The organism is Pseudomonas sp. W3I7, assembly GCF_030816095.1.
GTDB classification, from domain to species: domain Bacteria; phylum Pseudomonadota; class Gammaproteobacteria; order Pseudomonadales; family Pseudomonadaceae; genus Aquipseudomonas; species Aquipseudomonas salomonii.
The window spans coordinates 3125945-3138188 of the sequence record NZ_JAUSXP010000001.1; the positions used below are offsets into that span (position 1 = coordinate 3125945).

At 60.8% G+C, this 12244-nt stretch carries 11 protein-coding genes; 4 read left to right on the forward strand and 7 right to left on the reverse strand.

All coding sequences use genetic code 11. The features are described from left to right. Positions 1-71: 71 nt before the first annotated feature. Complete coding sequence (locus QF043_RS14635; protein WP_307419064.1) at positions 72-998, reverse strand: LysR family transcriptional regulator; 927 nt, start codon at positions 996-998, stop codon at positions 72-74. Positions 999-1251: 253 nt separating this feature from the next. Here QF043_RS14635 and QF043_RS14640 point away from each other — a divergent pair, with 253 nt between their 5' ends. The 3 genes from QF043_RS14640 to QF043_RS14650 are packed head-to-tail and all read left to right on the forward strand — an operon-like array spanning position 1252 to position 4037. Further along, positions 1252-2688 carry an NAD-dependent succinate-semialdehyde dehydrogenase gene (locus QF043_RS14640; RefSeq protein ID WP_307419065.1) on the forward strand — a complete coding sequence of 479 codons (1437 nt, stop codon included), beginning with the start codon at positions 1252-1254 and terminating at the stop codon, positions 2686-2688. 12 nt (positions 2689-2700) lie between these two features. Further along, complete coding sequence (locus tag QF043_RS14645; RefSeq protein ID WP_307419068.1) at positions 2701-3033, forward strand: carboxymuconolactone decarboxylase family protein; 333 nt, start codon at positions 2701-2703, stop codon at positions 3031-3033. A gap of 2 nt (positions 3034-3035) precedes the next feature. Further along, positions 3036-4037, forward strand: a complete 1002-nt coding sequence (locus QF043_RS14650; protein WP_307419070.1) for an NAD(P)H-quinone oxidoreductase — start codon at positions 3036-3038, stop codon at positions 4035-4037. 64 nt (positions 4038-4101) lie between these two features. Here QF043_RS14650 and QF043_RS14655 read toward each other — a convergent pair whose 3' ends face one another. From QF043_RS14655 to QF043_RS14665, 3 genes are read right to left on the reverse strand one after another with little or no spacing between them, the layout of a single operon-like run. After that, positions 4102-5754 carry a N,N-dimethylformamidase beta subunit family domain-containing protein gene (locus QF043_RS14655; RefSeq protein ID WP_307419071.1) on the reverse strand — a complete coding sequence of 551 codons (1653 nt, stop codon included), beginning with the start codon at positions 5752-5754 and terminating at the stop codon, positions 4102-4104. Further along, positions 5751-7097 carry an MFS transporter gene (locus QF043_RS14660; RefSeq protein WP_307419072.1) on the reverse strand — a complete coding sequence of 449 codons (1347 nt, stop codon included), beginning with the start codon at positions 7095-7097 and terminating at the stop codon, positions 5751-5753. The genes QF043_RS14655 and QF043_RS14660 overlap by 4 nt, the downstream gene beginning before the upstream one ends. A 49-nt stretch (positions 7098-7146) precedes the next feature. Beyond that, entirely contained in the window at positions 7147-8397 is a 1251-nt protein-coding gene (locus tag QF043_RS14665; RefSeq protein WP_307419073.1) for an MFS transporter, read from the reverse strand. 102 nt (positions 8398-8499) lie between these two features. Here QF043_RS14665 and QF043_RS14670 point away from each other — a divergent pair, with 102 nt between their 5' ends. After that, positions 8500-9468, forward strand: a complete 969-nt coding sequence (locus tag QF043_RS14670; protein ID WP_307419075.1) for an AraC family transcriptional regulator — start codon at positions 8500-8502, stop codon at positions 9466-9468. A gap of 36 nt (positions 9469-9504) precedes the next feature. Here QF043_RS14670 and QF043_RS14675 read toward each other — a convergent pair whose 3' ends face one another. The 3 genes from QF043_RS14675 to gcvA form a co-directional block, all read right to left on the reverse strand. Continuing rightward, positions 9505-10266 (reverse strand): SDR family oxidoreductase, encoded by a 762-nt coding sequence (locus QF043_RS14675; RefSeq protein ID WP_307419076.1) that lies wholly within the window; start codon positions 10264-10266, stop codon positions 9505-9507. A 29-nt stretch (positions 10267-10295) separates the two neighbouring features. Further along, positions 10296-11123 carry a DMT family transporter gene (locus tag QF043_RS14680; RefSeq protein ID WP_307419077.1) on the reverse strand — a complete coding sequence of 276 codons (828 nt, stop codon included), beginning with the start codon at positions 11121-11123 and terminating at the stop codon, positions 10296-10298. 82 nt (positions 11124-11205) lie between these two features. Beyond that, complete coding sequence (gene gcvA, locus QF043_RS14685; RefSeq protein WP_307419078.1) at positions 11206-12102, reverse strand: transcriptional regulator GcvA; 897 nt, start codon at positions 12100-12102, stop codon at positions 11206-11208. Between the last annotated feature and the right edge of the window lie 142 nt (positions 12103-12244).

The following is a 12244-nucleotide window of genomic DNA, read 5'->3' on the forward strand; positions in this document are numbered from 1 at the left end:
TTCATTCCTGGCATCCTTCAACTTCTACCGAGCCTGCGTCTATCCCCCGGCAAAGCGTTACTCGGCGTCCTTCAAGCGATGAGTTCCTCAGCGGTCATCATAAGCTCAGTACCTACCCGATTTTTCAGCGTATCGATGAAGCGAGTAATTTTTGCATCGATAAACTGGCGCGATGTGTAGACCGCGTAAACGTTGCGCTCGTAGGTATGATACTCGGGCAGAACTCGGACGAGCTTGCCTGATCGTAAGTCCTCTATGGCTGAAAAACCGGCCAGCAAACCTATGCCTGCTCCCTCTCGAACGGCGACCGCCATTGCTTCCATATCATTGACGCTGAAACTCGGGCCTTTCGGGGCAAACGTGGCATCCCCAGTCTTGCTCTTCAATTGCCATTCATCCCGCACATAATCGACAGTGCCCAACAGCAAACACTGATGATCATGGAGATCTTCTGGCGTCACCGGGGCCGCGTGCAGCTCCAGATACTCAGGAGAAGCAACCAGCACACAATGGCTAACGCCGATCTTTTGGCTGACATACGCTGAATCCGGCAGCGTTCGGGCAATCAGAATCGAGACATCCAATTGGTCTTCCAGGAGGTTGGGCATTCGCTGAGAAAGCATTAAATCCACGGTAACATCGGGGAATTCCCTGCGGTACTCCAGCACGGCTGAGGTGACCAACTGCCGCGCCAGCCCCGGCACACAATGCACCCGCAATGTCCCTCTGGGTCTCAACGCCGCATTGCTCGCTTCGGCTTCGGCATTTTCAAGGTCTGCCAGAATTTTGGTACAGCGCTCATAAAAACGCCGGCCAGCGTCTGTCACTGAAAGGCGCCGGGTGGAGCGCTGCAACAGGCGGGCATCGAGCACGTTTTCAAGCGCGGAAACCGCACGCGAAACATTGCCGACCGTTGAGTCCAGATGGTTCGCCACCGCAGTAAAACTGCCCATCTCGACAACTTTGACGTACACGGACATGTTCGTAAGTTTATCCATCCAACGCTACCTGTCGATCTGATTCCAAGCGTTCGATGCTACACGCTCCTGCCTGTCCTCGATATTACCTCCCAGCACAACAATGATTCCCTCCTGGCCGGCTAAATCAAACAGCTTGTACTCCATAGACTCGGTTGCACAGGGCGCCTGAACTACCCAAGCAGTTCCCCAAGCAGTTCCCCAGGCACTTACACAGGCACTGCAGGCGCCGAGCTTTGTACGAACTTTTGATAAACCAACCGAAGGGCAACCCATGAACACGTCTTACGACCCGCTTTATCTTTTTATCGGTGGTGAATGGATCAGTGCCGACGGTCGCGCAACCGCCGCTGTCGTCAACCCCGCAACCGCGCTAGAGATAGGCCGCGTGCCACTCGCCACCGCAGGCGACCTTGATCACGCACTCGAAGTGGCTCAAGTGAGCTTTGAACAATGGCGCCAGACTGTCCCTGACCAGCGCGCAAAAATTCTCAAACGAGCTGCCGATCTCATCCTCGAACGGGCGCCACACATTGCCGAGCAAATGACGCTTGAAGAAGGCAAACCGCTTGGAGAAAGCCTGGATGAAGTAACGCGTGCAGCTGAATACTTCGAGTGGTTTGCCGAAAGCGCACGCCGTATCGATGGCCGTGTAGTCCCGGCCAACCGCCCCGGTGTGCTGCAAATGGTCAAACGCCAAGCCATCGGCCCAGTGGCTGCGTTCACGCCCTGGAATTTCCCGGCCATTACCCCAGCTCGCAAACTCTCGGCGGCACTGGCCGCCGGTTGCAGTGTCATTCTCAAACCCGGGGAAGAAAGCCCCTCCACAGCGCTGGCCCTGGCGCGAGCGCTCGACGATGCGGGGTTGCCCAAAGGCGTGTTGCAGGTGGTTTTTGGCGTACCGGATCAAGTGTCCAGGCACCTGATCGCTTCCTCCATCATTCGCAAGGTGACCTTTACGGGTTCGGTACCTATCGGTCGGCTGCTTTCAGCCCGCGCTGCCGAGGGCGTCAAACCCATCACCCTTGAACTAGGAGGACACGGGCCGGTGCTGGTATTCGATGACGCAGACATCGAAAAAGCAGCCGTCGAAGGCGTTGCCAATCGGTTTCGCGGGACGGGCCAGGTCTGCATCTCGTCAACGCGGTTTCTGATTCAGCGTGGCGTCTATGACCGGTTTGTCGATCACTTCGTGGCGGCCACCCTTGCGCTGAAAATAGGCGATGGCCGCACGCCTGGCACCCAGGTCGGGCCGCTAGCCAATCCAAGGCAGCTCGCCAAGATGCAAGAGCTGGTGGCTGATGCCGTCGCCAAAGGTGCAAGGGTTTTGGCCGGTGGTAAGCGCCTGGAATGCAGCGGCTACTTTTTTGAGCCGACGGTGTTGGCAGATGTGCCGATGAACGCCCGAGTCATGCATGAAGAACCCTTCGGACCTATCGCCGTGCTGATGCCATTCGATCACTTGGTGGATGGTTTGAAGGAGGCTAATCGCCTGCCCTACGGGCTGTCAGCCTATGCATTCACTGCTAGCGCTCGAACTGCCATTGACGTCGCTGACGGGTTAGAGGCCGGGATGATCGGTATCAACCAATACCGCATCGTCGCCACAGAACTTCCTTTCGGCGGCATGAAAGAAAGTGGCCATGGTTCGGAAGGTGGCATTGAAGGCATCGAGCATTACCTCACCCATAAATTCATCAGCCAGGTTTAAGGAAACATCATCATGTCCACGCTCAATTTCAGCAGCCCTCGTGAAGCGGCCCGGGCTTTTACCCCAAAACTGTCGCAGTTCGTTGATTCGACGCTGTACCCGCAAATCTGGAGCGATCCAACATTGTCCCCACGCGACCGTAGCCTGATCACACTGGCCGCGTTGATTGCCGGCGGACACTCTGAAGAGCTGCCTGCGCATCTGCGGCGGGCGGTCAGCAATGGGGTGACCCATGACGAAATCGCCGCCGCGATCACTCACTTGGCTTTCTACGTAGGCTTTCCAGGCGCCATTACCGCATCCGCTATCGCCAATGCCACCTTTACCGAACCGGAGAAACACTGATCATGAAAGCCATCAATATTAGGGAATTCGGCGCGGCGCACGTACTCGAGCTGGCAGATGTTCCCGATCCCGAAGTGCGCCCGACTGACCTGCTGGTACGGGTTTATGCCGCGGGTGTGAACCGTGCAGATCTGACTCACCGAACCGGCGGTTATGGTCAGCCTAATTTTGGCGATTCCCTCATCATCGGGCTGGAGATCGCCGGCGAGGTCATTGGCAAAGGTGATTGGGTAGAGGGTTTCGAGGTCGGAGATCGAGTAATGGGCGTTGTCGGAGGCGGGGCCTATGCCGAATTGGCACGCATCGACTACCGCATGGCCATGCCTATCCCCGCGCAGTTGGACTATGTGCGCGCAGCAGCGATTCCTGAAGTCTTCGTCACCGCCCATGAAGCAATGATGCATCTGGCTCGGCTCAAGTCCGGCGACTCGGTATTAATCCATGCCGCTGCGGGTGGTGTGGGTTCTGCTGCAGTCCAGTTGGCTTACGCCAGCGGTGCCACGGTGTACGCGACCACCGACGCCAGCAAGCTGGCGCGTGTCGAGCATTTAGGCGCGGATATCGCCATTGACTACAAGACGCAGGATTTTGCCGAAGTAATCGCAGACAAAACCAAGGGTACAGGTGTGGATATCGTCATTGATTTCGTTGGCGAACCCTACTTTGCCCGCAATATCGCCTGCCTGGCCAAGGGAGGCCGGCTTATTCAGGTCGGCATCTTGGGCGGAGGCGGTAAGGTGAACGTAGAGCTGGAGCATATCCTTTACCGTCACTTGCAGATCATCGGTACTGTCATGAAGTCACGCACACAACCAGAGAAGCACAGCATGATCAAGCGCTTCCGCGAGCATTGGCTTGATCGGTTTGAGGGCGCCGCACGCCTGGAGCCGGTGGTTGACAGCACGTTCCCGCTTTCACGAGCTGCCGATGCCCATCGCCGAATGGAATCGTCCGAAAACGTTGGGAAAATCATTTTAACGATGCAGCCGGAGGATATTGTTTAAGTTCGGCTGTAGATTGCTACTACGCGGACAAGGTGCTCTTCGTGTGCACCTTGGCGCCATCCACCTACGTATTGCGCAAGAAACGCTCAAGCACATTTTGGGTGATCATCACGGTGTAAATGTCTGCTTGCATGAGCCCATGCACCCATTCGCACGTGGCCGCAGTAAAGACCTCGCCTCGACCTTTGTGGAAGTGCACCACCATACCGGCCCCGCGGCTATGCACATCGACACTGGCGTCACCAGGATCGGGCGCCAGGATGGAGGCACGAAACCGCGCATCGCCATCGCCGAGCATGAATGAATAGGCATCCTCGGACCGGCCATGCTCGGCATTGGTCGCCCAGCCCATTGCGAGGATTTGCAGTCCGCCGGGCGCACCGTCGGTGTAGAGCGGTTCCGGGAGGCCATCGACGAACGTGTAGTCCAGGCCATCGACCTCATAGCCAAAGATGTTGGCTTCGTCTGCGAACATGTCCGCGTAACCCAGGCCCGTCCCCATGAACGCCCAGTGCTCAGGCCTGAAGACGGTGTACCCGCGAGGGCTGCGCGGCGCCATTCCCCCGAAGCTTGCGTATATCCCGCGCAAAGCGTTGACCCCGAACGTCTTTGCCCCTGGGTGATTGACCCGCGGATCTTCCCAGGCCCCCGTTAGCCGATGAGGCGCGGTAGCGGCCACAGGATCGAGCGCAGCGGCATCGTACTTGTAGGCCACCTGCCGCCGCCCCTCATCCTCCAGGCGGATCTGCCACATGAAATTGCCGGCGAAACGCGCGACCTTGCCGCCCTCCTCGACAAACGCGTCGACATGGTCACGCATTTCCCGCGTCCAGTACTCGTCGTGCCCGACGAAGACGGCGCAAGCGTAGCCCTCAAGCGCGTGCGGGTCGTGATGCAAATCATCCTGGGTCAGCATATGCACTGTGTAACCCTGTTGTTCGGCCCAGACCACGAAAGGTCTTTCATAGGAGGCCCAGCCCGCCAGCGCGTAGTACTTGGCGTAGCCGTTAAGGCTGGCCCATTCGATGAACTCATAGCGCGCCGGCCCTGGCTTGCGCGGCCGGGTCGCGTTGACGCAACGGGGTGCATCCTCCGGCAGCCACACCTGCCCTCGCGCCCAGGGGCGCTGTGTCGACAGCAACGGCGAACGACCACGCGGCGTGCCGGGGTGAAGGCCAAAGTAATGATTGGCACCGCCCCAGTCGTTATAAGCCGCCCACGTTGAGGTGGCCGCGACGAGCACCAAGGCATCGGCACGCTTGCTCAGCGCCTTGACGATAAACAGATGATGCCCCAGGACGCTGTCGTCGCCGTCCCGTACCTCCACGATATAGCCACCCGGCTCGGCATCCGCCGGGATTGACCAGTACATGAAGGCGGGCCATTGGCAGCCATGCTCGTAGGCGCGTTCGGGTATCGGATGGAAGCGAGCATCAAGGTTGTCGGTGGTATGCAGCGTGCGGGCGATGGCGCCATCACGGTAGATGCGGATTTTCACCTGCGGGCGGTTCGACGACAGATACAGGCAAACCGAATCACCCGGGCGATAGGCGCGGCGATCCGAATAGCACCAGGCGGCCGCCGGGCCCGACTCGGAAGGGACTTCGACCCAGGTCTCGCGGGCGCCCTGACGCGGCCCCGAAGCGTGGCTGACGGTCACGTTGGTGCCCGGCCGTTCGCCTCGTGCAGCGGCGGTTTTGAGGTGTGGGGCATTCATAGCGTCGTACTCCTTTGATCGGCTGAGTCTGCGGATCGCAAAGGCGGTTGATTGACGCTGGCTCGAACGCCAGGCGCCTCGATGTGCGCAAGGTCGATGCCCGCCGTTTCGTCGATAAGAAACCCGGCCAGGACGGTGACGACGCCCAAGCCGATGACATAGCTGACGTACAGGTAGCCAAGGTCGGCGCCGCCCAGATAGTTGTGCAGATAGGGGGCGGTGCCGCCAAAGATCGCCACCGAAACGGAAGACACCAGGCCCACACCCTGAGCCCGCGCCTGGGTCGGCACCTGCTCGGAGAGCACGGCAGGGAAAATCGCCGCGATCAGCGACCAGGCGCCAAGCCCCAGCACCTGGGCCAGGAACAGCGTATAGGGCTCGGTTGTCACCATTATCGAGAGGGGGTAGGTCAGCACAATCACACCCAGGCCCCAGGCGATGACCATGGGCCGGCGCCCTACCCGATCGGACAACATCCCGCAGACCGGCAACCAGCACACACAGAGGATCTGCGCGAGGAGACTGGCCACATAGGCCCCCGTGGCGTCCATGCCTTGGGCGATCGCCGTCGACGCGCCGAACGTGACCCACGCGTAGTAAGTGACATTGGCGGCCGCTGCAAGCATGACGATGTTACGCGCGACTCGCAGCATCTCCCCCGTCGACAGCTTGCGCGGCCGCGCCACCCCCTGCTGCGCTACGAACACATGAGACTCCTGCGCACCACGGCGCAAAAACAGCGCGTAAATACCGAGTACTCCACCAATGGCAAAACCGATCCGCCAGCCGTAGTCACCCATGGCCTGGGCGCCCAGCAGCCAGGTCAGCGCCGCCGCCACGGCCGTCGCCGCCATCACCCCGAGCGTCACGCCCACATAAACCGAACTCGACCATAAGCCACGGTGCTTGCTGGGGGCGATCTCGGCGACATAGGTATAGGAAACCCCTGTCTCGCCGCCATGGGCGAGCCCCTGCATCAGGCGAAAAAACAACAGCGCGACCGAGGCATACAGGCCAATGCTTTGGTAGTCAGGGATAACCGCGATGCCAAGACTGCTGATCGCAAGCAGCAGCATGGTCATCACCATGATGGTCCGGCGCCCCAGTCGGTCGCTCAGCCGGCCAAACAACCATCCACCGACAGGGCGAGCGACAAAGCCAACCGCAAACACGGCAAGGGTCGCGAGCATCGCCGAGCGCGCATCGGTCTTGTCGAACAGGTTGCTTGCCAGGTACACCGAAAAGGTTGCGTACAGGGTCCAGTCGAACCATTCGAGCGCATTGCCGATACCTGCCGCGCGCAACGATTTGAGGCGTCCTTGGTGAGACGTCGTATTGTTCATGGTGTATCTCCTGGTTACGGACGGGTTCGAAACGGTTTGGCAAACCGGATCAAAGGTGCAACGCGGGCTTGGACTGGCGGAGGTCATGGGCGGAAGGGACGCGCACACGCAGCGCTATCAGCAACGCGGCCAGCAGCATCAGCACGGCCGCGGCGACGAATACACCTGCGCTGCCGCCGAGGCTGAACACCGCACCGCCAGCGGCGGCGCCCGTTGCGATGGCGGACTGCACCGAGGCCACCACCATGCCCCCGGCGCTTTCCGCCTGGTCGGGGACCGAGCTGGCGACCCAGTTCGACCACGCCACCGGCACGCCACCAAAGGCCAGGCCCCAGATCGCCAGCAGAACCGCCTGCCCCGGCACCGAGGGCGGCAACAGCACCAACGCCAGCGCGGCGACGCCGACCAGTGCGGGCATCAACACCAGCGTGGCCAGCGGGTGGCGCTCCAGCAGCCTCCCGGCCAACAGCGTGCCGACGAAGTTTGCGACACCGAACCCCAGCAGCATCAGTGACAGCCCTTGGGCGCCGATACCCGTAGTCCCCTCGAGGAATGGCCGAACATAGGTGAACATCGCGAAGTGCCCGCTGTGCACCAGCACACAACCGAACATCCCCATGGCGATGCCTGGGCGCAGCAACACTTCAAGAACGGTGCGCAGGCGTGCCGGCCGGCGCGGCGCAAGGCGCGGCAGAGTGAACGACTGGAAAGCCAGAGTGACCATGCCTACCGCCGCCGCCGCAAAAAACGCGCTGCGCCAGCCATACAGCCCACCCAGATAGCTGCCCAGCGGTACCGCAACGACCGTGCCGATGGCGATGCCGCTGAAAATGATCGACAGCGCCCTGGGCAACAAGGCATTCGGCACCAGGCGCATCGCTACCGCCGCCGCCATGCTCCAGAACCCGCCAAGGGCAATGCCCAGCAAGATACGCATCAACAACAGCACCGTGAAGCTTGCGGAAACGGCGACCAACAGATTGGAGGCGACCATCAACGTGGAAAAACCCAGCAACACCCAACGTCGGTCGATGCCACGGGTCAGGCCTGGCACCAACAAGCCGGCAAACAGCGCCACCACCGCCGTCACGGTGACTGCCTGGCCAGCCAGCGCTTCGGACACGCCCAGGTCAGTCGCCATCAGCGTCAACAAACTGGCCGGAAGGTACTCAGCGGTCAGTAATCCGAACACCCCCATGGCCAAGGAAAATACTGCCATCCACGCGGGGGTTGCAGGTTCTACGTCCGAGTCGGCGCCAACATGGCGGTCGGAAACGGCATTACACACACAGTTAGTCATTGCACGGATCTCCCAATCTTCATTGCGAGCCGCAGTCTAGGCGCGGGAATCCGGATGATCTATGATCTAAAGTCTCTACTTTTTGACTAAAACACCTGAACGATGCCTACAGATCAGTTTGCGCTTTCCTCGGATCTCATCAACGAGCTGTTACGCGGCATGCGCCTGCGTGGGGTCGAATACCGGCGTATCCAAACGGGCCCGACCTTTGGTTTGGGCTTCGCGGAAAAACCCGGGCACGCCTGGTTCCACTTCATGGCCGTCGGCACTGCGGTGTTGAAAATGGAGGACGGAACCACCTACGCGCTGTCAGCCGGCAACGCCGTGTTTATTTCCCATGGCGCGGCCCATCAACTGTATTCCCATACGGACGTGCCGGTTCAAGACATCGACCGTTTAGACGGCGCCCCTCTCGGCGACACCGTCAGCGCGGTGGACACCGGAACGGACGGCAGCCCCACGCCTAGCACTATTGTGTTCAGTGGTTGCATGGAGTTTGAACTGGGCAGCATCCATGGGCTTGGTCGGCTGATGCCGGGCCTGATGCTGATTGATGCCGGTGGCCAGCGTTACCCCGGACTGGTACCGATCCTGACCACCATGGAACGCGAGGTCAGCGCCGCCCGTGTGGGCTTCGCCGGTATCCTCGCGCGGCTGGCCGACGTGGTGGCGGCCATGGTCGTTCGCGGCTGGGTGGAGTGCGCCTGCGGCAATGCCTCTGGGCTGGTCGCCGCCTTGCGCGATCCACGCCTGGCCGGTGCGCTGCTTGCGCTCCACCAACAACCGGGTCGCGAGTGGACCGTTGCGCAGCTGGCAGAGCACTGCAATACCTCGCGCTCGGTGTTCGCGGACCGCTTTCAAGTGACTATCGGCATGACCCCGCTGCGCTACGTCACCGAACTGCGAATGCGGCTTGCAAGCCAGTGGCTGACCCTCGAAAGGCTGCCGATTGAAGAGGTGGCGCAGCGCTTGGGCTATACCTCCCAGGCCGCCTTCAGTCGTGCATTCAAGCGCATTACGGGGCAGACACCGGGATTGAGTCGCAAGGTCAGGCAGCCCGCGCTGACTTGAACCGAGCGCAAGCAACCGATGATCCGTGGCGCCGGCTCATTTACCGCCCGTCACGTCGAGGAATGTACCGGTAACGAAGGATGCCTCCGCGCTCGCCAGCCATAGAATCGCGCGCGCCACCTCCTCGGGCTGACCACCGCGCCCCATGGGAATCGAATCCTTGACCCGATCGACCCGGCCCGGCTCACCGCCACTGGCGTGCATGTCGGTATAGATATGCCCGGGGCGGATACAGTTGACGCGTATGCCTTCGCGCGCCACCTCCTTGGCAAACCCAATGGTGAACGTCTCCAACGCGCCCTTTGACGCCGCATAGTCGACGTACTCATTGGGGCTGCCGAGGCGCGCCGAGGCCGAAGAAACATTGATCACCACTCCGCCCGGGCCGTTGTGGCGGTAAGCCATACGCTTGACCGCCTGTTGAGCACAGAGTATTGGCCCAATGGCATTGACCGCAAAGATGCGCTGCATCCGCTCGAAGCCGAGGTCTTCCAGGCGAGACTGAGGCGCCAGCATCCCGGCATTATTGACCAGCACGTCGATACGTCCGAACCTGCGGTCGATGGCCGCAAACAAATCGGCCACCTGTTGCGGGTCCGCACTGTCGGCCCGCATCGCCAACGCCCGGCGCCCTAATGCTTCTACATCCGCAGCCACGGCCAGCGCTGCGGATTCGTTGGCAACGTAACTGATAGCCACGTCATAACCCCTTTCGGCGGCGAGCCGGGCGGTGGCGGCCCCCACGCCACGACTTCCACCCGTGATTAGAATCAGCGGTGCCTGCGAGACATTGACCATTGAACATAGCTCCTGAGCTGTTGGCTGTATCAGCCGATGATGAGAGTACCGCCGGCGATCACCACGCACGCCAGTATCCGGCGTGCAGTGAGCGTCTCGCCGAGAAACGCATAGCCGATCAACGCCGCGAACAGCACGCTGGTTTCGCGCAGTGCCGATACCGCGCCCAGGGGCGCTTCGTTCATGGCGTAAATGATCATTCCATAAGCGAGCAATGAGACCAGCCCGCCGACCAACGCGGTCACTGTTCCGGGCCGGATACAGAACAAGCTGCGGCTGTCGCGCAGGCCGATGTAGACCACCGGCATCAGCACGCCCCACAGGGCGCACATCCACACCGTGTAGGCCAGCGGCGCACCGGAGAGCCTCGCACCGATGCCGTCGACCACACTGTAGGCCGCGATAAAGCCGCCCGTTCCCAGCGCATAGGGCAAGCTGGGAACCGACAGACTGCGCCCTCTGAAGGCCAGCGAAATAATCCCGCCCGACACCAGCGCAATACCGACGAGCTCGCCAGGGGTGATGGTTTCTCCGGCAAACACGGCGGCACCGAAGGTGATCAGCACCGGCGACGAACCACGTGAAATCGGATAGACCTGCCCCAGGTCGCCGACCCGGTAACTGCGCACCAGAAACAGGTTGTAGCCCACATGCAGCAACCCCGACACCACCGCGTAACCCCAGCTTTCAATCGCCGGGGGCGCCATGAATGTCGCAGCAACCACACTGGTGATGGCGATGGCGACGCACATCACCGTCATCGACCACAGCCGATCGGCGCCGCTACGCAGCAGCGCGTTCCAACTGGCATGCAGGAGCGCGGCAAACAGCACGAGGAATACGAGATGAATAGGCATGCGCCACTTTAGGCAATGCGCCGCCGGGGCTAAAGCGAAGTCTCCTCATTGGGCCATGAGCAGATACTCATAACTCACGGGTCTACGCCTGTACTTTCAGCGCCTCGCTGACCAGCCATTGGCGAAAGCTGGCGATGTGCGGCTGCGATTCGATGCCCTTGGGGCAGACGAAGTAGTAAGCCAGAGGTGATGGCAGCGGTATGTCGAACAGCCTTACCAAACGGCCATCGCTGATTTCATTCTCGACATGCCCGCTGCGCACCAATGCAACGCCCTGGCCGAGCAAGGCCGCCTCGACCGTCATGTTGGTATCGCTAAACCTGACGCTCTCCTTGAGCGGCAAATAGGCCAGGCCGACGGTTTGAAACCACACCTCCCACTTTGGCACCAACTCGGCGCCATCGCGCGTCAGCAGCGGGAAGTGCAACAAGTCTGCGGGGCTCTGCGGCGTCCCCACGCGTCGCAACAGCTCGGGGCTGGCCACAGGAAATACCTGCTCCCCAAACAGAAACTCCGAATGCAGACCTGGGTAATTGCCCTTGCCGAGCCTGATCGCAACATCCGCCTGGCCGTGCGAGAAGTGGATAATTTTATCCGTGGTGTCCAGCGAGACCAACAGCTCGGGGTGCTGGCGAGCCAGACGTGGCAAGCGTGGCAGCAACCATTTGAGCGCGAAGGAATAGGTGGTGCTGACGCTGAGTCGCACCCTGCCCTTTTGCTCGCGCAAGTCACCCAGCGTCGCCTCCAGGCTGATGAAAAACTCCCGCACGATGGGCGCCAGCGTAGCCCCCGCCGGCGTGAGGCGTAACGCCTTGCCACGCTCAAACAACTGCACGCCCCAAAGCGCCTCCAGGTGCTTGAGCTGGTGACTGACCGCGCTTTGAGTCACGTGCAACTCCTGTGCGGCGGCTGTAAACGTCGGGTGGCGGGTCGCAACTTCAAAAGCACGCAAGGTCGCAGTGGGCGGCAAATCTCTCATAGGGGCGGTATCCAGCGAGTTATCGCAAAAGCACGTGTATGAACGTTAGCTCATGCCGTAGCGAAGTTCACTGTAAACGTCGCCTCGCTGGCGGGACAGTAGCTCAGTAGCGGTTGAAAACCATAGCATCCAGGGTATTCGT